Annotated in this window: 22 protein-coding genes; 8 read left to right on the top strand and 14 right to left on the bottom strand. The window is 64.2% G+C overall.

Annotated elements, in window-relative coordinates; genetic code table 11:
• Nucleotides 1-60: 60 nt before the first annotated feature.
• Nucleotides 61-333 (bottom strand): hypothetical protein, encoded by a 273-nt coding sequence (locus CI15_RS21095; protein ID WP_062130554.1) that lies wholly within the window; start codon nt 331-333, stop codon nt 61-63.
• Nucleotides 334-383: 50 nt separating this feature from the next.
• A complete protein-coding gene (locus CI15_RS21090; protein ID WP_062131614.1) occupies nt 384-830 on the bottom strand; it encodes an Ohr family peroxiredoxin in 447 nt (148 codons plus the stop codon).
• Nucleotides 831-1,124: 294 nt separating this feature from the next.
• Between CI15_RS21090 and CI15_RS37465 the strand changes: the two genes are divergently transcribed.
• Entirely contained in the window at nt 1,125-1,427 is a 303-nt protein-coding gene (locus CI15_RS37465; protein ID WP_063910561.1) for a DUF6900 domain-containing protein, read from the top strand.
• A gap of 15 nt (nt 1,428-1,442) precedes the next feature.
• A complete protein-coding gene (locus tag CI15_RS21080) occupies nt 1,443-1,643 on the top strand; it encodes a hypothetical protein (RefSeq protein ID WP_062130552.1) in 201 nt (66 codons plus the stop codon).
• A 165-nt stretch (nt 1,644-1,808) separates the two neighbouring features.
• Here the strand turns inward: CI15_RS21080 and CI15_RS21075 are convergent, their stop codons facing one another.
• Nucleotides 1,809-2,534, bottom strand: coding sequence for a hypothetical protein (locus CI15_RS21075; RefSeq protein ID WP_062130550.1), 726 nt, complete (start codon nt 2,532-2,534; stop codon nt 1,809-1,811).
• A 399-nt stretch (nt 2,535-2,933) separates the two neighbouring features.
• Between CI15_RS21075 and CI15_RS21070 the strand changes: the two genes are divergently transcribed.
• The gene (locus CI15_RS21070; protein WP_062130548.1) at nt 2,934-4,424 is read left to right on the top strand and encodes a chitinase; all 1,491 of its coding nucleotides are present in this window, start codon (nt 2,934-2,936) and stop codon (nt 4,422-4,424) included.
• A 572-nt stretch (nt 4,425-4,996) separates the two neighbouring features.
• Complete coding sequence (locus tag CI15_RS21065) at nt 4,997-5,593, top strand: hypothetical protein (RefSeq protein WP_062131612.1); 597 nt, start codon at nt 4,997-4,999, stop codon at nt 5,591-5,593.
• A 70-nt stretch (nt 5,594-5,663) separates the two neighbouring features.
• Here the strand turns inward: CI15_RS21065 and CI15_RS21060 are convergent, their stop codons facing one another.
• Both CI15_RS21060 and CI15_RS21055 read right to left on the bottom strand, forming a co-directional pair.
• Entirely contained in the window at nt 5,664-6,974 is a 1,311-nt protein-coding gene (locus tag CI15_RS21060) for an MFS transporter (protein ID WP_062130546.1), read from the bottom strand.
• A 164-nt stretch (nt 6,975-7,138) separates the two neighbouring features.
• A complete protein-coding gene (locus tag CI15_RS21055) occupies nt 7,139-8,233 on the bottom strand; it encodes a tartrate dehydrogenase (protein WP_062130544.1) in 1,095 nt (364 codons plus the stop codon).
• A gap of 124 nt (nt 8,234-8,357) precedes the next feature.
• Between CI15_RS21055 and CI15_RS21050 the strand changes: the two genes are divergently transcribed.
• The 4 genes from CI15_RS21050 to CI15_RS21035 all read left to right on the top strand — a co-directional run bounded on the left by CI15_RS21050 (nt 8,358) and on the right by CI15_RS21035 (nt 11,775).
• A complete protein-coding gene (locus tag CI15_RS21050) occupies nt 8,358-9,284 on the top strand; it encodes a LysR substrate-binding domain-containing protein (RefSeq protein WP_062130542.1) in 927 nt (308 codons plus the stop codon).
• A gap of 146 nt (nt 9,285-9,430) precedes the next feature.
• Complete coding sequence (locus CI15_RS21045; RefSeq protein WP_062130540.1) at nt 9,431-10,729, top strand: TAXI family TRAP transporter solute-binding subunit; 1,299 nt, start codon at nt 9,431-9,433, stop codon at nt 10,727-10,729.
• Nucleotides 10,730-10,965: 236 nt separating this feature from the next.
• Nucleotides 10,966-11,169: a DUF3562 domain-containing protein gene (locus tag CI15_RS21040; protein ID WP_062130539.1), complete on the top strand. Its 204-nt coding sequence runs from the start codon at nt 10,966-10,968 to the stop codon at nt 11,167-11,169.
• A gap of 144 nt (nt 11,170-11,313) precedes the next feature.
• The gene (locus tag CI15_RS21035) at nt 11,314-11,775 is read left to right on the top strand and encodes a GNAT family N-acetyltransferase (protein WP_062130538.1); all 462 of its coding nucleotides are present in this window, start codon (nt 11,314-11,316) and stop codon (nt 11,773-11,775) included.
• Nucleotides 11,776-11,851: 76 nt separating this feature from the next.
• On the opposite strand, the gene CI15_RS21030 is transcribed toward CI15_RS21035, so the two are convergent.
• From CI15_RS21030 to CI15_RS20990, 9 genes are read right to left on the bottom strand one after another with little or no spacing between them, the layout of a single operon-like run.
• Nucleotides 11,852-13,255, bottom strand: coding sequence for an MFS transporter (locus tag CI15_RS21030; protein ID WP_062130537.1), 1,404 nt, complete (start codon nt 13,253-13,255; stop codon nt 11,852-11,854).
• A gap of 25 nt (nt 13,256-13,280) precedes the next feature.
• Nucleotides 13,281-14,546: an NAD(P)/FAD-dependent oxidoreductase gene (locus tag CI15_RS21025; protein ID WP_062130531.1), complete on the bottom strand. Its 1,266-nt coding sequence runs from the start codon at nt 14,544-14,546 to the stop codon at nt 13,281-13,283.
• Nucleotides 14,539-15,504, bottom strand: coding sequence for a VOC family protein (locus tag CI15_RS21020; RefSeq protein ID WP_062130529.1), 966 nt, complete (start codon nt 15,502-15,504; stop codon nt 14,539-14,541). The genes CI15_RS21025 and CI15_RS21020 overlap by 8 nt, the downstream gene beginning before the upstream one ends.
• 33 nt (nt 15,505-15,537) lie before the next feature.
• Nucleotides 15,538-17,028, bottom strand: a complete 1,491-nt coding sequence (locus CI15_RS21015) for an aldehyde dehydrogenase (RefSeq protein ID WP_062130527.1) — start codon at nt 17,026-17,028, stop codon at nt 15,538-15,540.
• Between the two features lie 32 nt (nt 17,029-17,060).
• Nucleotides 17,061-17,891, bottom strand: coding sequence for an aspartate dehydrogenase (locus CI15_RS21010; protein WP_062130525.1), 831 nt, complete (start codon nt 17,889-17,891; stop codon nt 17,061-17,063).
• A complete protein-coding gene (locus tag CI15_RS21005) occupies nt 17,884-19,542 on the bottom strand; it encodes a thiamine pyrophosphate-binding protein (RefSeq protein WP_062131610.1) in 1,659 nt (552 codons plus the stop codon). The genes CI15_RS21010 and CI15_RS21005 overlap by 8 nt, the downstream gene beginning before the upstream one ends.
• Entirely contained in the window at nt 19,535-20,344 is an 810-nt protein-coding gene (locus tag CI15_RS21000; protein WP_062130523.1) for an SDR family oxidoreductase, read from the bottom strand. Before CI15_RS21000 ends, CI15_RS21005 begins: the two co-directional genes overlap by 8 nt.
• A complete protein-coding gene (locus tag CI15_RS20995; RefSeq protein WP_062130520.1) occupies nt 20,344-21,228 on the bottom strand; it encodes an IclR family transcriptional regulator in 885 nt (294 codons plus the stop codon). Before CI15_RS20995 ends, CI15_RS21000 begins: the two co-directional genes overlap by 1 nt.
• A complete protein-coding gene (locus CI15_RS20990) occupies nt 21,225-22,130 on the bottom strand; it encodes an alpha/beta fold hydrolase (protein WP_062130518.1) in 906 nt (301 codons plus the stop codon). Before CI15_RS20990 ends, CI15_RS20995 begins: the two co-directional genes overlap by 4 nt.
• Between the last annotated feature and the right edge of the window lie 38 nt (nt 22,131-22,168).

Below are 22,168 nucleotides of genomic sequence, written 5' to 3'. Positions count from 1 at the left end.
CCAGTCCGTCCCGCATCGCTGCAACGATGCAAGACGGCCAGCAACCGCGCAGTGCAAGGCCTAGTGGTGCGCAAAAATGTCCTTGCCCGACGTCGGAACGACGCGCCCTGCGGCCGCGAAACTGCCGGCGGCTACACCGCCATATGCTGCTTGCGCGCTGGTCGCGTCGGCGCGTTCGGCGGCGAGCGTCTGCTCGCTCTGGCCACGTTGAGAAGCCGGTGCGCCGACCGCGGGGCGGTATGCCGGAGCCGGGCCGTAACCACTGGCAAACGCTGGAGCGGCTGAAGCAGCCGAAATCGCGACAAGCAGTGCGGCGATGAGTTTGGTCTTCATGATCGAATCTCGCTGGAAAGAGTTAGTGAAAGATTAAGTGCGCTGTTGGGTTACGCCGTCAGGACGGTGAGGCCAACGTCGATGTTGCCGTGCACGGCCTTCGAGTAGGGGCAGATGTCATGCGCGCTGCGCGCGATCGCCTCGACGACTTCCTGAGCGACTCCCGGCACGCGGATCGTGAAATGCGCGCCGAGGAACCAGGCGGCACCGGTCTGGCCGATGTCGACCTGAATATCCACCGAGTAGTCCGGCGGCAACGTGACCTTCTTCAACGAAGCGGCAATCCCGAACGCCGTGATGTAACAGGCCGACCAGGCACCGGCAAACAGTTGCTCGGCCCGCGGGTGCGGCTCGGTGGCGATGAGTTCGAGGTTTTGACCGCTGGGCGTCGACAGCTTGAGGTCGACGACGCCGTGCTCGCCGCGCTGAACGCTGGGGTCGCGGTTCACGGTGGTATGGGTGTTGCCGGAGAAGAGAACTTTGTCGATCGTGGTCATGATGGATTCCTTGCTGAATATCGGGTTTCGTGTCATATGCATCGCGTGAGATTGCATCGCATGCGACGCATATTGGACCAGACACAGAGCCATGTCAAGCGTATTCGATTAGATCGCATGCGAGTTTATTAGCGGGAAGCGGCGATTGCTATCAGGGGTCTGACGATGGGCGAGTCGATACCACCTTTTTAAGCGACCACTACCTCAAAGTGTGGCGCCCGGTCGCATGAGCAATCGCGCTACGTCCCTATACTTACATTCAGTAAGGATAGCAACGTATCTGTGGAGGTCGTAATGGATAAGGCAGTTGAAAAGGCGGTTCACTGGGAGCGACTGGAAGCGATCGCAAGCGAGGAACTCGGGATCGGCTCCCTCACGGAGTCAGGCAAGATCTCCACCGACGTCCAGTTGGTGCGGATTGGCGACCTCGCCAACGCGCTCCAGCGGGCTTATGACTTCGGTCTATTGATGGGGCACACAGTAGCGAGGGCAGAACAGCTGAACACCCCGGGGTACCTGTCGAGGTGTCTCGCAGAACAGGACGTGGTGCGGGCCGCTGCCGACGACATCCTGGTCAACCGTTCGCACTCTCACTGAAAGCTGGAGCCAACCATGACAAACAGAATTCCGAATGATCCCTGCTGGCCTGCACTGATTGCGATAGCCAGCCATTACCTCGAAATCAACTCGCTCGACGAAAGTGGGCGAAAGCTCGGCGACATCCAGTTCTTGCGGGTATCGGATCTCGCCAATGCGCTCGAGCAAGCCTACCAGATGGGTCTTACCGTGGGCTATAACGCCGAAGCCGAATAAGCACCGGACGTCGAAGGATTGGCCGACCGTAACAGCATTCCCTCGGCCATCCAATGCGCCCATGGTTACCGTAATCTTCCGTTGGACGCGCGGCGGTGCTAAACGAAATTACCGCAACGAAGATCCGTTGAGCAAACGCTGCAAGTCAGTAAGCAAAAGCGTCATTCACCTCGCCGCCAATCTCTCCACCCTCCTCACCTGCCTCGGCAAGACAACATACATCCCCCACGCGATGACAAAAACGCCACGCAGCACATCCGCTGCGTGATCGGGTAGCGAAACCGCGACGTCGGCGATCGCAAGACTTCCGGGCACGGACCAGACATAGGTCGTGAGCCCGAGCAGCACCGCCTGCCAGAAGCCGAAACGCCCAGGACCGGCAAAAGCATGCGCCGCCAGTCCGCTGCGCACCATGTATCCCGCAATCGGCAAGCTCACCAGCAGATAGATCACGACCGCCACGATCGCCGGCATCGCCGCAATGACCACCGACCATGCCGGCGAACTTCTCGCGACATCGGGCGTAATCAGATGCTCCGAGAATTTCATCAGCGGCACCGCTGTGTGCGGCACCAGAAAGTGAAACGCGATCACGGCGACGATGAAAAGCAGCGTACTCGCGAGCCACTGACGCCATGCGCACGACCACCACACGTAGAGACGTCGCCCGAAGCTCATTGCGCGTCCGACGCTGAACACCGCGCCTCTATCCCTCAGCGCCGCAAAGCACACTAGCACGACGAACAACAGTGCCGCCAAAGCCAGCGCATAAGGACTCCATATAAACGCGGCCGCATGTTGCGCGCCCGTCGCCGAAGTCGAAAAGTGCTGCAGATGATGCGCAACGTAGTCCGAGGGATCGAGCGCCTGCGAAGCATAGTGCGTTGCCATCTCGTCTCCGTATCCGGTGAATTCACGGTGCATAAAAGTCGTCAATGGATCACGCCCTTTAGCATAGACGTCACGCGCGATATTGGTCCTATGTTTCGCCGCACGCGCTCACCGCGAGCGAAGCCGAAGACCCCGAGCGCGCCGTCACGTCCGCGCGGCAAGCGGCACGCCCGCAAGCCATTTCTTACCTCGGCGCCCCCCGCTTTCCCCTTTTCATCCATCGAGCATCACACCCAGTAGTTTTGAGCTAAGTAGATACCCCAGGGCCCTCGTATCTATGCTCTATCGACTTTCCGACACGCAAACGTTTGCTGATAATCCTGCGCGCATTCAACCGCGGGACGGCCGGGCATCCGTTGCCGCGCAAGCTTCAACGCCCCTATAAAACGGAGAAGAACAATGATGGGAAAGTCAGCAAGGATCCTGGCTGCATCGACCTTGTGCCTGAGTGCGGTCACGAGCGCATTCGCGACCGGCGTCTATGCGCCTTACGTCGACGTCACGGCCTGGCCGACGCCGCAGTTCGACGTGATCGGCGTACAGAACGGCATCCAGCAGTTCACGATGGCGTTCGTGGTGGCCGCCGGCAGCAACCAGTGCGCGCCGTCGTGGGGCGGCGTGCAGAACATCGGTGGGGGCGCCAGCTCCGATCTGTTGACGTCGCTGTCGACGTCGCTCGCCAACTATCGCTCAAAGGGCGGTGAGGTAGCGATCTCGTTTGGCGGTGAGAACGGGACGCCGCTGATGCAGGCCTGCTCGAGCGCATCCGCGTTGCAGAGCGCGTATCAGACCGTGATCGATAGCTACTCGGTCACGCATATCGACTTCGACATCGAAGGCGCGGCTCAGGAAGACACTGCGGCGATCACACGCAACTTCCAGGCGGTGCATGCCTCGCAGGCCGCCGCCACGGCGAAGGGCTCGACACTGCACGTCACGTTGACGCTGCCCGTGATGCCGACCGGCCTCACGCAGGACGGCATCAACATCCTGAACTCGGCGATCACCAACAACGTCACGTTCGATGCGATCAACGTGATGGCGATGGACTATGGCAGCGCGTCGATCGAGATGGGCACGGCGGCCACGCAGGCGGCATCGTCGCTGTACTCGCAGCTCGACACGGCGTTCAAGTCGGCCGGACAAACGAAGACCGATGCGCAGTTGTGGCAGATGGTCGGCGTCACGCCGATGATCGGCATGAACGATGTGCAAGGTGAAACGTTCACGCTCGCCGATGCGCAGTCGCTGCTGAACATCGCGCGCAGCGACGGCTTCGGGATGTTGAGCAATTGGTCGATCGGACGCGATCAATCGTGCCCGAACAATGGCGCGTATACGGCCTCCAATTGTTCGGGTATCACGCAGACGCCGTATGCGTACGCGACGGTTTTCGAGCAGCTCAACGGGCACTGGGGAACCGGTGTGACGACCGATGTTTCCTATAGCGGGTCGTCGAGCGGTGGCAGTAGCAATTCGAGCGGCAACAATAGTTCGGGTAGCGCTTCGAGCGGCAGCAGTTCCAGCAGTTCTTCGGGGAGCAGTTCGAGCGGCAGCACGGCGAGTTCCGGTTCCAGCAGCACCGGCACGAGCGGCAGCACCACCGCACCGGTGTCGGGCGCGGCGTGGTCGGCCGCGCAGATCTATACCGCTGGCGTGACGGTCACCTATCAGGGCTCCACCTACAAGGCACAGTGGTGGACGCAAGGCGACGTACCGGGACAGGCGGCAGTGTGGAAGCAGATTGCCGGAGCGACGCCGACGTGGTCAGCGGCGATGGCTTATACAGGTGGCTCGTGCGTGATGTATGCGAACGTGAAGTACTGCGCGAAGTGGTGGACCCAGGGCGACGTGCCGAGCAGCGGCGGGGTTTGGGTCCAGTCGAATTGAGCGAGCGAATCGTGAATTGATCGCATGCAATCGCATGCGTGCATTAAAAACAACGGCCGCCGGTATAGCAACCGGCGGCCGTTTTATATCGAAGGTAGCGCACCCGATACACAGAGACCCAAAAAGTCGCCATTCGCATCGCGCGATCTGAATGTGCCTTCCTTTTGTCCGATATTCATCAGGTCGCTGCAAATAGCGTGGATTACACTGGATTTCGCTATGCGACTTTGAAGCATGGCTGACCCACGAAGTCACCTTTGCGCGGACTTTCGGCCATCCCTTCCGGACGTGTCCGCCGACACCGGGCGAAGCATGCCTGCCCGGTGAGCGTGTTTCGCCATTTACGACTGTGGCCCACACCTGGGCATTCTCGCCTCGTACCGGGGACAGCCGGCCGCACCGCGGCCCCTCGTTCTCTCATCGCTTATTGCTCAACACGGCGTCAGCCAGGTATTGCTGCGGCCATTTCCAATTTATTTCATTCGTTTGAATCAGGCGCCTGATTGGGGCAGCCAATAGGTACGCGCATGCCACTACTTCTGGACGCCAGATTTACTGACAAGGAGATGACGATGAAAACCCGGCAATTAAGCATTCTGTCGGCTACAGCCGTTGCACTTCTCGCGCTTAGTGGCGCCGCGCAGGCCGGCGGCGGTGGTGGTGGTGGCGGCGGTAACGGCGGCCTTTGCTCCAAGGCAACCCTGAAAGGACCGTATGGATTTATCGGTGGCGGACAGATTCTTGGATTGATCGATTCGAGTAACGTCCTGCATCCGTTCCCGAGCCCGTTGATTTACGATGACGTCGCCCTCGTGACGTTCGACGGCAACGGTGGCTTCACACGCACTGACGTTGGCAACATCAACGGCCTGCCGAAAGCCGGCTCGACGACCTTCAATCCGCATCAAACCGGCACCTACACGGTGAACTCCGATTGCACCGGCACGATGTCGGTTCGCTACACCTCCGGAGGACCTGTGGCGGCCGGCGTCGCGACTGACCTGAACATCGTGATCACTTCGGACGGGACGCAGATCGAATCCGTGGTCTATCGGGCGAGTGTCCCGACAGCCTCGTCGACTCCCGACTACAGTTGCCCCATGGATTGCGTGCAAGGTGTGCAGGAACACTTTGAAGGGAAGAAGGTGCTCGTCTATGGCTTCCGGTAGTCAGGCATAGAAGGACTCCCCTCACGCTCGCCGCCGGTTTTATAACCGGCGGCGCCTCATCACGCCTCGCTCAATGCCCGTGCCGTTCGCTCACCGCGACCGGTGCTGGCTTGCTCTGCCGGCTCAACATCAGCGTCACGACCGCCGATACCGCCAACGTCGCGCCGACCACATACAGTCCCGCCGTATAGCCACCCGTCACGTTCTTGAGCCAGCCAATCGCAAACGGTCCGACGAAGCCGCCGAGATTACCGACCGAGTTGATCATCGCAATCCCCGCCGCGGCGCCGGCGCCCGACAGGAACATGCTCGGCATCGCCCACAGCGGCGCCTTCGCGGCACTGATGCCGATGTTCACGACGACGAGCGCCAGCACGATCATCAACGCCGTGGTCGCATTGCCGGCGAACACGAAGCCGACACAGGCGAGCGCGCAAGGAATCACGACGTGCCACGTGCGCTCCCCGGTGCGATCCGAGTTCTTCGCCCATAGCACCATCGCGATCACCGCGAGCACGCTCGGCACACCGGCGAGCAGCCCCGTTTCGAACGAACCGAAACCGTACTGGCGGATGATCAGCGGCGCCCACAAGCCAAGCGTATAGAGTCCCGCCGACGTGCCGAAGTAGATCAACGCGAGCGCGAGCACACGCGGATCGCGCAACGCACTGAGCGCACCCGCTGTATGACCCGCATTCGCTTGCCGCGCGTCGGCTTCGAGCTTCAGCTTCGCGATCAGCCAGTCGCGCTCTTCGGGCTGCAGCCACGCGGCCTGCGCGGGCTTGTCGGTCATGTACTTGAGCACGCAGAAGCCGAGGACGATCGCGGGCAGCGCTTCGAGCACGTAGAGCATCTGCCAGTCGGCGAGTCCGGCGATCGGCGGCAGCTTCATGATCGCGCCGGAAATCGGCGAGCCGATCGCGGTCGAGATCGGCGCGGCGGCCATGAACCACGCCGCCGCGACCGCACGCTGACGCGCCGGAAACCACAGGCTCAGATACAGGATGATGCCGGGAAAGAAGCCCGCTTCCGCGACGCCGAGAATGAAGCGCAGCGCGTAGAAACTGTTCGGCCCGACGACGAATGCGGAGGCCAGCGACACGAGCCCCCACGACACCATCACACGGGCAATCCAGCGACGCGCGCCGACCTTGTGCAGGATCAGGTTCGACGGCACTTCGAACAGAAAATAGCCGATAAAGAAGAGCCCGCCGCCGAGGCCGAAGGCGGTCGGCGAAAGACCGATCGCCTTGTTCATCGACAACGCGGCGAAGCCCACATTCACGCGATCGAGAAAGCTCACGAAGTACAGCAGCATGACGAACGGGACGATCCGCAGCATCAGCTTGCGGGACACCCGGCTTTCGAGTTGCGAATTCATTGTCTCCTCCTGCGGCGCGCGGCAGTGAGCCGAGCGCGAGCCTCGCGCCGGCCGACGTTGGGCCGAGCTAGTCGAGTCAAGGTTGGGTGGCGGCCACGGTGTGGCCGAGGCGTGGACCGCGCGCGAGTGGCGCCCGGTTCACGCTCAGATCGCAAGGCCGGTGCTCAGGCCGCGTTCGCCGCGGGCGTCGCCGCCTGTTCGATGAACGCGCACACGGCCGCGGTGACCTGCGCGGTCGTGGCCGTGCCGCCGAGGTCGCGCGTATGCAGCGACTTGTTCGCGGTGACCGCTTCGACGGCCTGCATCACGCGCTTCGCCGCATCGAATTCGCCGAGGTGTTCGAGCAGCATCACGACCGACCAGAACGTGCCGACCGGATTGGCGAGCCCCTTGCCCATGATGTCGAACGCGGAGCCGTGGATCGGCTCGAACATCGACGGATAGCGGTGCTCGGGATCGATGTTGCCGGTCGGCGCGATGCCGAGGCTGCCCGCGAGCGCGGCCGCGAGGTCGCTGAGAATATCGGCGTGCAGATTGGTGGCGACGATCGTGTCGAGCGTCGCGGGGCGGTTGACCATGCGCGCGGTGGCGGCGTCGACGAGCTCCTTGTCCCACGTGACGTCCGGAAACTCCTTCGAGATTTCGAGCGCGATCTCGTCCCACATCACCATCGCGTGACGCTGCGCGTTGCTCTTCGTGATGACTGTCAACAGCTTGCGCGGACGCGACTGCGCGAGCCGGAACGCGAAACGCATGATGCGCTCGACACCGGCGCGCGTGAGAATCGACACATCGGTCGCGGCCTCGATCGGATGACCCTGATGCACGCGGCCGCCGACGCCCGAATATTCGCCCTCCGAGTTTTCACGAACGATGACCCAGTTCAGGTCCTCGGCTTTGCAGTACTTCAGCGGCGCATCGATGCCTGGCAGTATGCGCGTCGGGCGCACGTTCGCGTATTGATCGAAGCCCTGGCAGATCTTCAGCCGCAGACCCCACAGCGTGATGTGATCGGGAATATCCTTGTCGCCCGCCGAGCCGAACAGGATCGCGTCCTTGTCGCGGATCGCGTCGAGCCCGTTTGCCGGCATCATCGCGCCATGCTGCCGATAGTAGTCGCCGCCCCAGTCGAAGTTCTCGAACTCGAACGCGAAGGCGCGCGTCGTCTTCGCGAGTGTGTCGAGCACCTGCGCGCCGGCCGGTACGACCTCCTTGCCGATGCCGTCGCCGGGGATGGTTGCGATGCGATAGGTTTTCATGTCTCCGTCCTTTGCTTTGTGAAGGGTGTGAGTGCACTCTAGCGCGATCCCACGGGTAAAAACCGGTGCTAAACTCAAAGCATCTTTAACTTGCATTCACAAATGCAAAGGCACGGAACAGGCGATGCGCGACACCGTCCAGGCTGCCGATCTGAGCTTTTTCTCGACCCTCGCCGCGAGCGGCAGCCTGAGCGCGGCCGCGCGCGAGCTGGGACTGACGGCCGCCGCCGTCAGCAAGCGTCTCACGCAGATGGAGCAGCGCGCGGGCGTCGCGCTGGTGAACCGTACGACGCGCCGCATGATGCTCACGCCCGAGGGCGAGCTATACCTCGAACATGCGCGACGAATCCTCGACGAGATCGATGAGCTGGCCGAACTGCTCGGCTCGGCAAAGAAAACGCCGAAGGGTTTGCTGCGTGTGAACGCCACGCTCGGCTTCGGGCGCAGCCATGTCGGACCGGTCATTTCGCGCTTCGTCGCGCGCTATCCGCAGGTGTCGGTGCAGCTTCAACTGTCGGTCACGCCGCCCCCGCTCACCGACGACAGCTTCGACGTCTGCATCCGCTTCGGCGAGCCGCCGGATACCCGCGTGGTGGCGCGCCGTCTCGCGCCGAACCGGCGTCTGCTGTGCGCGGCGCCGTCGTATCTCGCGGCGCACGGCACGCCGCTCACCGCGCACGATCTGACGCGCCACAACTGCATCGGCATTCGCCAGGGCGACGAAGCGTACGGCGTCTGGCGGCTGACTTCGGGGCGCGGCGCCGCGCGCAAGACCGAGGCGGTGCGCATCAAGGGCACGCTGACCACCAACGACGGCGAGATCGCCGTCAAGTGGGCGCTCGAAGGGCACGGCATCCTGATGCGCGCCGAGTGGGACATCCGGCAATATCTCGCGGATGGATCGCTGGTCCAGTTGCTGCCCGATCACGACACGCCGAACGCGGATATCTTCGCGGTGTATTCGCCTCGGCATCAGATGTCGAATCGCATTCGCGCGTTCGTCGAGTTTATTGCGCGTGAGTTGGGGGGTGAGATGGAGGTGCTTGCGTAGCACTATCGAATAAAGCGCGCCGATATCGTAAAGTTGAAATACCACGAGCCGAGTCCAACACGGCGCGCACCGACGACAGACCTGACCAGACACGGGTAACGATGCCGAGACCTGACCCCGCGCTTCCCCGCAGCCCGAGAACCCCAATGACACGGCGGCGCCGGCGTCTTCTGATCGCCGGCGCGATCGTGCTCGTCGCCGCGTTCGGCTGGATGCTCGCGCTCGTGCTCGAGCCCGCGTTCCAGCGCACGATCGTCATCACCTCCGGCGCGCAGGGCGGCATCTATCGCGGCTTTGCCGATCGCTACGCGCCGCTGCTCAAGCGCGAAGGCATCAAGCTCGACATTCGCAGCTCGTCGGGCTCGGTCGAAAATTATCAGCGGCTCGCCGACCCCGACAGCGCGTATCAAGTCGGCTTCATCCAGTCGGGCACCACCAATCCGAAAGACACCGACAATCTGCAAACCATCGCGGCCGTGTCGTACGAACCGATCTGGGTGTTCTATCGCGGCGACGAGACGATCGACCGGCTGTCGCAACTGCGCGGCAAGCGCATTTCGATGGGCGTGCCGGGCAGCGGCCTGCTCAACGTTTCGCAGGTGCTGCTCGGCTATAGCGGCATCACGAATCAGAACTCGACGCTGCTTCAGATGGATGCGAACGCCGCGTATCAAGGGCTCGAAAGCGGTCAGATCGACGCGGCGTTCTTCATCGGCCGGCCCGACGCCGAGATGCAGCACACGCTGCTCACCAGCAACCTGAAGCTGATGAGTTTCGCGCAGGCCGACGCACTGGCGCAGAAATTCCCGTCCCTATCGAAGATCGTGTTGCCGCGCGCATCGACCAGCGTCGCCGACGATCTGCCGCGCAGCGACGTCACGCTGCTCGCGGCGACCGCGCTGCTGGTGTCGAAGGACACGCTGCATCCGGCGCTCGTCTATCTGCTGCTCGACGCGGCGCGCACGGTGCACGGCGGCGAGGACTACTTCACGCCGCTCGGCACGTTCCCGAACCTGAACACCGAAGAATTCCCGATCTCCGACGAAAGCGTGCGTTACTTCAAATCGGGCCGGCCGTTTCTGTATCGCTATCTGCCGTTCTGGCTCGCGAGTCTGATCGAACGGCGGCTGCTGATCCTGGTGCCGTTCCTCGCGCTGCTGATCGGTCTCGCGCAGGCGCTGCCGCGCATGCTCGAAACGCGTATGAAGAAACGGCTCGTGGTCTGGTATCGCGCGATCAAGGCGCTCGAGGACGAGGTGTGGAAGAACAACCAGCCGTCTCGCGCGCAGATCGCGCAATGGAGTGAGGAAATTGAAAGCATCGACGCGAACGCCAGCCAGATCCGAATTCCCTACAAGTACTTTCAGGACGTTTACGCGCTGAAGCAGGCGATCAGAATCGTGCGGGACCGGATCGCGCATGTGGCGCAGAAGTTGGAGAAGTAGAGACGGCGCTCGCTTACCCATGCGCGTTTCCCGGGTATTCACCACCTCTGTGACTGTTGATTTCGCGAGCGGCCCCGGCATAGGGACGTTTGCCGCAGTGCAAGAAAAAAATCTCTGTGAGATGACTCGCGCGATAGGTCGATTCAATTGGCGCCCTCGGGAATCGCAACCTGTAATGGACTCCTGCCGTCCGCGTTCCGTTCATCCCGCCCCCCGCACGATCCGGAGAGACCCTTATGTCCCAGCCCGAGCCGAATGTAGACGAAGTCGTCCGCAGCATCGCCGAAGAAACCGACACACCGGCGGAAACGGTGTCCCGCATGTACGCCGATACGCTCGCCGAATTCCGGCAAGAAGCGCGGGTGCTCGACTACGTGCCGCTGTTCGCCGCGAAGAAAGTCCGCAGCGAGCTTCGCCACAGGCAACATCGCAAGCACTGATTTCGCGCTACCCGGTGCTGCACCGGATCACCGCGCTGTCGAACGCGCGCGTGGCTCCAGATTTTGCGCACCTGGTGGAGCTAACAATCGCGCCGCAAATTTTCTATGCTGACGGTTCCACAGCTTTCCCAAGGAGCCGTCCACATGTCCGCCCCGCTGCAGATTCGCGCCGTCACCCCTGACGATTTCGATGCATGGCTGCCGCTATGGGACGCGTATAACGCGTTTTACGGCCGCTCGGGCGACACCGCGTTGCCGCGCGAAATCACGCAGATCACGTGGAATCGCTTTTTCGATGGCTACGAGCCGATGCATGCGTTCGTCGCGGAACGTGCTGGGCACTTGCAGGGCATCGTGCATTTCCTCTATCACCGTCACACGACGATGGCGGGACCGATCTGCTATCTGCAAGACCTCTACACGCTCGATAGCGAGCGCGGCAAGGGCGTCGGCCGCGCGCTGATCGAGGCCGTCTATGCGCGCGCGAAAGCCGACGGTGCGCAACGCGTCTACTGGCAGACGCACGAGACGAATCACACCGCGATGCAGCTTTACGACAAGGTCGCGGACAAGTCGGGCTTCGTGGTTTATCGCAAGTCGTTGTAACGCGCGACGCCCCGCCTCGCCAAAGACAAAAGGCGCACCAGCCGGTGCGCCTTTCGTTTCACGACTCGAGCGGAAATCAGGCCTCGAGCTGCTCCAGCACCTTGCCCTTGGTTTCGATACCGAGGAAGTGCACCACGATCGCCGCGAGGAACGGCACGGCAGCGAGGATATAGAACGCCACTTCCAGGTTGCCGCCGATCATCGTCTTCGACACGATCGCCGGCGCGAAGATCGCCGCCACTTTCAGCCACGCGCCGCCGACGCCGCAGCCCATCGCGCGGATACTGGTCGGATACAGCTCCGGCGTGTACACATAGGCCGTGATGAAGCCGCTCGCGAGGAAGCCCAGCGCCAGCGCGCAGCAGGTTGCGACCACGTACACCGACGAACCGTGGAACACCCCCGCCATGACCAGCGACAGCGCGCACAGCAGGAACGAGACGTTGATGATCGGCTTGCGTCCCACCTTGTCGACCAGCAGCGCACAGGCCAGCGAACCGAGCACACCGAGCACCGACGCCGCGACGGCCAGGTTCAACGCGAGTTGCAGCGGCGCGTGATAGATCGTGCGGTAGATGGTCGGCAGCCAGGTCGACAGACCGTACTGGATGAAGCCGCAGGTGACCCACAGCATCGCCACGGCGAGCGTGCGCTTCAGGTAGGCCGGACCGAACAGGTCCGCGACGCGGCGCTTCGGATGGCGATTGACCATCTCGTCGAACTCCGAGGCGTGCGCCACCGGCGGCAGCGGCACCTTGGCGGCACGTTCGAACGCGAGCACGGCGGAATCGGCCTCGGCCATCCGGTCGCGCACGGCGAGCCAGCGCGGCGATTCAGGCACGAGCTTGCGCAGCACGAAGAACAGGATCAACGGCATGCCGCCGATGAAGTACATCGCCTGCCAGCCGAAACGCGGCACGATCCACGCGCCGAGCGCGCTCGACGCGAGCAGCCCGATCGGGAAGACGATCTCATACAGGAGAACGAAGCGGCCGCGACCGTGCGCACGGCTGATCTCGTTGATATAGGTCGCCGCCACAGGCAACTCGCCGCCAAGGCCAAGACCCTGGACGATACGCAGCGCGACGAAGACGGCGAAGGTCGGCGCAAAACCGCACGCAATACTGGTAATGCCGATAATGCCCGAGCTCAGCGCGATGGCCTTGACGCGGCCGCCGCGTTCCGCGTACCACGGAAACACGAACGCCCCTATCAGTTGTCCTACGGAACCGGAGCCAAGAAGAAAGCCGACGTCCCAAGGCGTCAGATTCCATTTCGCGATCAGCAGGGGCAGCGTCGCCGCGATGGCGATGACGTCGAAGCCGTCGAAGAACGTCGCGAGGCCGATCAGTATGCGCGCGCGCACCTGCATCCGGTTCCTCGGCAAGCGCTCCAGACGCGCAATGATCGAGCCCTGCGTCACAGCGCCTGAAACACCGGCGCTGCTGCGGTCTCCTGTAGTGTTATCGATGGTTCTCATGCCGAGGTGCCGTCCGTAAGAATGGTTAGGCAAGCGCCGTAGAGGCGTCAGTCAGGGTGGCAAGGTCGATGGTCCGGCCTTGGTTCATCCACTTGCGCGAAAGCTTCAGCTCGCGCGGAGTGTTGATCGCGATCACGCCGCGAATCGTGTTGTCTTCCAGATAGAACAGCGTCGCGCGTTTGCCCGGCAGATCGCCGCGCACTGCGAGTTCCGCGTTGGCCGGAATGTCGCCGAGAATCTGCAGGTTCACGTCGTACTGATCGGACCAGAACCACGGGATGTCCGCGTACGGTTCGAACGTGCCGAGCAACGCCTTGGCCGTGGAGATCGCCTGGTTCTGCGCGTTGGCCCACGATTCGAGACGCACGCGGCGCTTCAGCCACGCGCTCGGATGATTCGCGACGTCGCCGCACGCGAAGATGCGCGGATCGTCGGTCGCACCGAAGTGATCGACGACGATGCCGTCCTCGACCTTCACGCCGGCCGCTTGCGCAATCGCGGTGTGCGGCGCAAGACCGATGCCGGCCACCGCGAAATCGGCGTCGAGCGTCGAGCCGTCGGCGAACGTCGCGCGCAGGCGGTTGACGTCGCGAGGATGATCTTCGAGCTTGACGAGCGCCGCTTTCAGACGCACGTCCACGCCATTCGCGCGATGCAGCTCCAGCAGGAAATCGGACACCAGCGGCGGCAGCGAGCGCGCGCACAGACGCGGCGCGCCTTCCACCACACAGGCTTCGACGCCGAGCTTACGCGCCGTTGCCGCGACTTCGAGACCGATCCAGCCGCCGCCGATCACCAGCACGCGCTTGCTGCCGCGCAGGCGTTCGCCGAGCGCGACCGCTTCGTCGAGCGTGCGCAGATAGGCAAGATGCGAGGTCTGCACCAGCGATTCCGGCAGACGCCGCGCCGCGCCGCCCGTCGCGATCACGAGGCGGTCGTACTGCACTTCGCGGCCCGACTTCGTGCGCACGATGCGCTGTTCGCGGTCGATCGACGTCGCGCAGTCCGGCTGCCATGCCTCGACGTTCAATGCATCGAAATCGGCGGGCTTCACGAGCCGCACCGTTTCAATGTCCGCGTCGCCGGCCAGCACGGCCTTCGACAACGGCGGGCGCTCGTACGGCAGATGCACTTCGTCGGCGATCATCACGAGGCGGCCGGCGAAGCCTTCCTTGCGCAACGTCTTCACGACCCAGCCGGCCGCCTGGCCGCCGCCGATCACGACGATCGTGCGCGGCGCCTCGAGCCCCGCATGCGCAGCCTGGGCCTTTTCGGTGGCAACGTCAGTCATTTTTGCGCTCCGTCATGAACTTGCCTTCCGGCGCCTTCGCGTCTTTCTGGCGACGCGTATTGCCGTCGATGCCGCCATCGATCGCCCATTCGGCGAACACGGTCGGGCCCGGCTCGAAATCGCGCGGCTGCCATTCGGGCGTCAGCTGGTCTTCGTCGGCGTAGTACTCGATCAGGCCGCCGGCCGGATTCTTGAAGTACCAGAAGTACGCCGACGACACCGGATGACGTCCCGGCCCGAGCTGCGTTTCCCAGCCGCAACGGCTGATGTGCATGCCGCCGCCGAACACTTCGTGGATATCGCGCACGGTGAACGCGACGTGGTTCAGGCCGCGCTTGCCGTTCGGAAGCGCGAGCAGGAACAGGTCGTGGTGACCGCCGTGCGGCGCGCAGCGCATGAACGCGCCGCGGCCCGGATAACGGTCCGAGGTCTCGAAGCCGAGCAGCTCGTGATAGAACTTTTCCTGCTCGGCGAGGTTGTTCGTGAAGAACACGACGTGGCCCACTTCGACCGGCTCCGCGCGTTCATAGACCGGCGACGGCTGATCGACGCGCAGCGTCTTGCCCCACACGTTCGACGGCGAGCCCTGCACGTCGACCGACCACTTGCGCGTGACTTCGACACGCACCGCCATGCCGTTCGGGTCGATGCAACCAACTGCGTCGTCGGTTTCGTAGTGGCCAGGCTGACCGGCGAAGCGACCGCGCAGCGCGTCGAGTTCCGCCTTCGTCGCGACACCCCATGTCACTTCGCGCAAGGTCGGGCCGTCCTCGAACGCCGGCGGCAACGACGCATCGTTCGCGAGGGCGACGAGCACCGTGCAGCCGTTCAGCGTTTCGAAGCGCGCGTGCGTTTCGTCGTGCGCGGTCTCCTTCATGCCCCAGTCCGCGAAAAACTGCCGACAGGTGGCGAGATCCGACACGCCGTAAGTAATCTGTTCAATGCCGAGAATCGTCATAACGTGCCTCTTCCTTGCCTCTGCGTTGCCGCGTCAGTTCGCCCACGCCAGCGGCGCGTCGTTCAAGCCCCAGTAGAGGCTCTTCTGTTGCATGTATTCGCGAATGCCGAGTCGGCCTTTTTCGCGTCCCATGCCGCTCTCTTTCCAGCCGCTGAACGGCGTCGAGATCGAGAACAGCTTGTAGGTGTTGATCCAGATGGTGCCCGCTTCGAGGCCGCGCGCGATCCGGTAGGCGCGCTTGTAGTCGCGCGACCAGATGCCGGCGGCAAGGCCGAATACGCTATTGTTCGCTTCCTTCAGCAGCGACGCTTCGTCGTCGAACGGCATCGCGACGAGCACCGGGCCGAAGATCTCTTCCTGGCAGATGCGCGCTTCGTTGGTGAGGCCTTCCAGAATGGTCGGCTGGAAGTAGGTGCCGGCTTCGCGGCCATCGCCGACCGGACGTTCGCCGCCGCACAGCAGACGGCCGCCCTCTTCGAGACCGAGCGCGACATAACGTTCGATCGTCTCGCGATGCGCCTGCGTGATGAGCGGACCCATCTGCGTGTTCTCGCGCGACGGATCGCCGACGCGCAGCTTGCGCGCGCCTTCGACGAGCCGCTGCATGAACGTGTCGTAGATCGAGCGCTGCACGAACAGACGCGAGCCCGCGATGCACGCCTCGCCCGACGAGCTGAAAATGCCGTACAGCACGCCGTTCACCGCATGATCGAGATCGGCGTCGTCGAATACGATGGTCGGCGACTTGCCGCCCAGTTCGAGCGACACCGGCATCAGCTTGTCCGCCGCCATGCGCGCGATGCCGCGGCCCACTTCGGTGCCACCGGTGAACGACACCTTCTTCACGAGCGGATGACGCACGAGCACGTCGCCGATCACCGAGCCTTTGCCAGGCAGCACGCTGACCACGCCCTTCGGCACGCCGGCTTCCTCGCAGATGCGTGCGAGCGCGAGCGACACCAACGGCGTGACTTCGGCGGGCTTCAGCACCACCGCGTTGCCGCCCGCGAGCGCCGGTGCGAGCTTCTGCGCGTCGGACGCGATCGGCGAATTCCACGGCGTGATCGCCGCGACCACGCCGATCGGCTCGTAGAGGCTCATCGTCAGATAGTCGCCGCGCGACGGCGTCACGTCTTCGTCGAGCGTTTCGAGGCAGGCCGCGAAATAGCGGAACGTGTTGGCCGCGCTCGCGACCAGCACGCGCGTCTCGCCGATCGGCTTGCCGTTATCGCGGCGTTGCAGGTTCGCGAGCGCTTCATGGCGCGCCATGATCAGATCGGCGATGCGATACAGGATCAGCGCGCGCTGATGCGGCTTCAGGCCCGACCAGTCCGGCTTGCGCCATGCCGCGTCGGCGGCTTCGATGGCTTCGCGCGCGTCGTCGGCGCTGGCCGTCGAGATTTCCATGTTGACCGACTGATCCGCCGGATACAGGCTTTTGTACGGGTTGCCACGCCCTTGCCGCCATTCGCCGCCGATGAAAATATCGCCGTTGGGCACGAGGCTGGTATCGAAGTGAGTCATGTCGGTCGTTCCGGTTCTTTCTAGCGAGGGTCTTAGATCACGCAACGCGCCGCGCGATTGCGCAGTGCGCGGATCGCGCTATAGGCAGTCAGTGCGGACGTCTTCGGGTTGTCCGGCAGCGGTTTGCCGCACATTTCGAGCGCCATCTCGCCGAACGCGCCGCGCGCGACGATGCGATGCACGTTGCGCGTCACGTTGGGGTCGGCGATCAGCCGCACCATCGTGTTGTCGAGGCCGAGCCCGGCGAGCGCGATCGTCGCGGCGACGTTCGCGTTCTTCGGATAGAGCCGTGCAGCATCGCGCGCGCTGCCTTCGAAAATCACTTTCTCTTCGGCGAGCGTGGCCAGGTCGCAGACCTCTTCGGCCGGCGTGCCGAGCCAGCCGACCGGAGGCTTGCGGCCCGTGTACAGCACCTCGTCGAGACCACCGAAGCGCGCCGCCGAGATCGCGTCGACTCCGCCGATCGCGCCCGACAGCAACGTGACCGTCGCGTCGCCTTCATCGGCGGCGGCGGCGAGCAAATCGAGCAGCCCGACGTCGGACAGCGCGCCGATCGACGCGACCGCACAATCGGTGCCCGCCTTCAGCAGCGGCACGACGTGATGGACGAGCGCGCTGTGACCCGCGCATTCGAGCGCGAACTGCGGCTTCGTGCTCAGTGCCGCCACCGACGAGACCACGTCGACGCTCGCGCCCACCACGTCGCGCACCGACGCCACATGATTCTCAGGCACGATCACGTGCGACACGCGCACCGTCGGATCGGCGGCGACCGAGCGGTACACCGCCTGGCCGATCGCGCCGAAGCCGATCATCGCGATGTCGAGGGGCGCGTGATGACCCGCGTAGCCGGCCTCATGCATGTTCCGGCTCCTCTTTCTTGACCGGCGGGCCCGCGAACGCGGTGGCGAACGAGCCGATCGACAGCATGTCCACTTCGACCAGCACCGGCCCCGTCTTCGCCATGCCTTCGCGGATGATCGCGGCGGCGTCGTCGAGCGACTTGATGCGGTAGTGCGTGAGCTTCAGGCTTTCGCAGAACTGCGCGAAATCCGGCTGATGCAGTTGCACGTAGCAGCGGCGGCCACCGTACTGCGCGTCCTGGATGTTGCGGATCACGCCGTAGCATTGGTCGTTCATCAGCACGATCATCACGTTGGCGTTTTCCTGCACGGCCGTCGCGAGTTCGCCGACGTTGACCATCAGGCCACCGTCGCCGCACAGCGCCACGGTCTTCGCCGCATTGCCCGCGAGCGCCGCGCCGATACCCATCTGCATGCCCTGGCCGATGCCGCCGCCGAGCGCGTGCACGCCAGCGCGCGGCGTGAAGATCTTCAGGAGACGATTGCCCCACGTGCTGTTCGAGATCGTGACGTCGCGCACCCAGTTGTAGTCGCGGCCCACGGCTTCCTGCAGTGCGTCGACGAGGCGCTTGTACGGACCCAGGCCCTTGCTGACGTCGGCGACCGCGCTTTCACGCGCGGCGGCCAGATCCTGCGCGAAGGTCGGATCGATCTTCAGCTTGCCTTCGAGCAGCGTCGCGAGTTCGTCGAGCACCGCGGCGGCGTCGCCGTGGATGAACATCTCGTTGCGATAGCCGCGGTTGTCGGCGAGCGCGTCGGCGTCGATGCGATACAGCGGCTGCGGCAGCGCGAGCTTGTACTTCAGCGTTTCATTGCCGCGCAGACGCGAGCCGACCACGACCAGCGCGTCGCAGGTCTTGTAGAAGCTTTCGACCGCCGTGTGCACGTTGAACGCGCCGAGCGTCGCGGGGTGATCTTCGGGCAACACGCCGCGGCCCTGCACGCTGGTCACGACGCCGAAGCCGAGCGCGACCAGACGTTCGACCGCCGAGCGCGCATGACGCGTGCCGCCGCCCAGCCACAACAGCGGGCGCTTCGCCTTCGTCAGTTGCTCCGCGAGTTGCGCGACGCGCTCCTTGCAATGCGTGAGCGTCGTGACGTGCGGAGCGCCGAGATCGTTCGGCCATTCGATTTCGGCGGCCTGGATGTCGATCGGAATCTCGACGCTGACCGGGCCGCTCGGCGCGGCTTGCGCGACGCGCACGGCTTCGCGGATCGTCGGCAGCGCGGTTTCGACCGACCGCACGCGGAACGCGGCCTTCGAGATCGATTGCAGCATCGACAGTTGATCCGGTGCCTCGTGGATGTAGGCGAGGTCCTGATCGAGGTATTCGGTTTCGATCTGGCCGGTCACGTGCAGCAGGGCCGTGCCCGCCGTCAACGCCTCGACCATCGCGCCGGCCGCGTTGCCCGCCGCGGTGCCGGTGCTCGTGAAGGCGACGCCGAGGCCGCCGGAGACGCGTGCGAGGCCGTCGGCCATGTTCACCGCGCCGGCTTCGCCGCGCGCGCCGACGTAACGGATCTTGCCGCGCGTGTTGATGGCGTCGAGGATCGGCATGTTGTGGATCGAGATCACGCCGAATGCGGTTTTGACGCCGCACTGCTCGAGAAAGGCGGCGATCAGCTCGCCAACGGTAGTTTTGTTAGACATGTCGTGCAACGCCTCCAGAAACATCGATGTGACTGCCAGTCGTGTACGACGACAGCGGGGTAGCCAGATAAAAGAGCGCCTGTGCGGCTTCTTCGGGACGGCCGAAGCGGCCGAGCGGAATGTTTTTCTTGCGCGCGAGTTCGCCGGTCCAGTCTTCCCAGCTCTGACCGGGCTCTGCCTGCGTCGCGTAACGGCGGCGCCATTGACCCGATTCGACGATGCCGATCAGGATCGAGTTGACGCGGATGCGCTGCGGCGCGAACTCGACCGCGAGCGACTTCGTCAGGCTCAGCAAGCCCGCGCGCGCCGACGACGTCGCCACCATGTGCGGCTCCGGCTGCAGCGCGAGCAGCGAGTTCACGTTGACGATGGCCGCGTTGCGTCCCGCGCCGCCGGTGTCGCACAGCATCGGCAGGAACGCGCGGGTCGGGCGGATCACGCCGAAGTACTTCAGGTCGAGTTCTTCGCGCCAGGCGTCGTCGCTCGTATCCGCGAAGGTGGACACGCGGCCCTGGCCCGCGTTGTTCACCAGCATGTCGGTGCGGCCGAAGCGCTCTTGCACCGCCTGCGCGAATGCGTTCACCTGGTCTGCGTCGAGCACGTCGCAGCGTTGCGCGAGCAGTTGCGCGCCGGGATGCTTCGCGCTGAGCGCGGCTTGCGCCTCTCCAAGCCGTTCGCTGTCGCGGCCGCAGATCGCGACGGAAGCGCCCGCGCGCAAGAACAGTTCGGCGGTGGCGAGACCGATGCCGGACGAACCGCCCGTCACCACCGCTACCTGACCGGTCAAATCGATTTGGATCATCAGAGCCCCAGTGCCTTCATGTACTTGTTGCCACCATTCGGCCCAGACTTCGGCCGGTAATTGAGCCGCTGCGACAGTTCGTCGGCCGCGCGGCGCACCTTGTCGACGAGACCGCTGTCAAGCAGCGCCGCGTCGATCTCACGGCGCGGAATCGTCGTCGTGATCACCGCGACGATCCGACGCGAGTCGTTGCGCACCGGCGCGCTGACCACCGAAATGCCGCGTTCGAACGACGACTCGCTGATCGCGAAGCCGCGTCGCGCGTCGTCGCGAATCCGTTCGTACAGTTCGTCGATCGTGGCCGGCGTCTGCGCCGTGAAGCGCTCGAGCTCCGGCTCCGGATAAAGCTTCTTCAGCTCCTCGAACGTCAGGTCGCCCATCAGGACCTGGCCATGCGTCGTCGCATGCGCGGGCAGCCGCGTGCCGACGTTGACCTTCACCGAACTGAAAATCGGCGCATGGCTTTGTGCCTTGGCGACGAACACGACGTCGCGTGCGTCACGAATCACGATGTGGCTCGTGAGGCCGGTCTCGTCGCGCAGCTTTTCGATGATCGGCAGGCCGAGATCGGTCAATTCGAGCGAGCTCAGATATTCGAAGCCCAGACGCAGCACCGCGACGCCGAGGCGATAGTTGCGGTCCTTGTCGGCGCGTTCGAGAAAGCCTAGCGATTCGAGCGTCTGCAGCAGACGGAACACCGTCGTGCGCGGAATGCTCAGGCGCCGCGACAGTTCCGGTGCGCCGAGCACCGGCTCGCGCGGCGAGAACTCCATCAGGATCTTCAGGCCGCGTTCGAGACCGGGCACCCGGTAACCCGAATCGCTGCTCGTTTCGGTGCCCTCTGCGGTGAGGTCGCGCTCTGCGTCAAGAGTGTCGGGCGTCATGCTTTGGCTCCGCTTTGGGTCAGTGGGCTGTCGCTTGCGCGGCAGAACGTATCGATGATCGCGGTGTACGCGGCGGGTGCCTCGATATAGCCGGCGTGGCCCGCGCGCGGCACGATCTGCAAGCGGGTCCGCGCGGCGAGTGCGATTTTTTCGCAGGCCTCGGGCGTCGTGATCGTGTCGTCGGCGCCGACCGCGACGCTCACGCGGCCGTCGTAGCGCGCGAGGTCAGCGGCGAGGTCCGCGTTGGCGAGCAGGTGCGTGGCCTGCGCATAGCCATGCGGGATCACGCGCGACATGTTCCAGCGGACCCATGCGCGTGCCGCGTCGCTCGCGTGGACGGACAGCATGTTCGCGCTGCGCTTGTCGGCGAGACCCTGGGGTCCCAGCTCGTTCAGCATCGCGAGACGTTGATCGCGTTTGGCGTCGCGCACCTCGGCCGTGGCCGCGCCGTAGCCGCCCGCGGGCGACAGCAGCAGCAGACCCGCCAGATGGCGTGGATGCGCGGCGGCAAACGCGCCGGCGATAATCGCGCCGAGCGAGTGCCCAACCAGCACGCAGCGTTCGATGCCGAGTGCGTCGAGCCATTCCTTCAGTACAGCGGCGTAATCCGGTGCAACCGGCGAAGCAGCCGCGACCGGCGAGGAAGCGCCATACCCCGGCGCATCCCAGGCCAGCACGCGGCGCGTCGCGCCGAGCGCGTCGAACTGCTGCACCCATGAAGCCGCGCCCGAACCGATGCCGTGCAGCAGCACGAGCGGCAACGCGGCGTGACCGGCGCGATCGACTTCGCGATAGCTGAGCCCGCGTTGTGCAGCGAGGCTGCGTTGCTGCGCCGGATAGCTTGCGAGACGCGCTTCGAGCGCGGCTTGCTGATCGGCGTGGACGGACGGGACGGCGGACATGATTTCCTTCGCAGGTAAAGTGGAACGACGGGGACTGC

The sequence above is a fragment of the Paraburkholderia monticola genome (genome assembly GCF_001580545.1).
Taxonomy (GTDB): Bacteria; Pseudomonadota; Gammaproteobacteria; order Burkholderiales; family Burkholderiaceae; genus Paraburkholderia; species Paraburkholderia monticola.
Note: the sequence above shows the minus strand (reverse complement) of the source record. Positions and strands in the feature narration are given on the sequence as shown.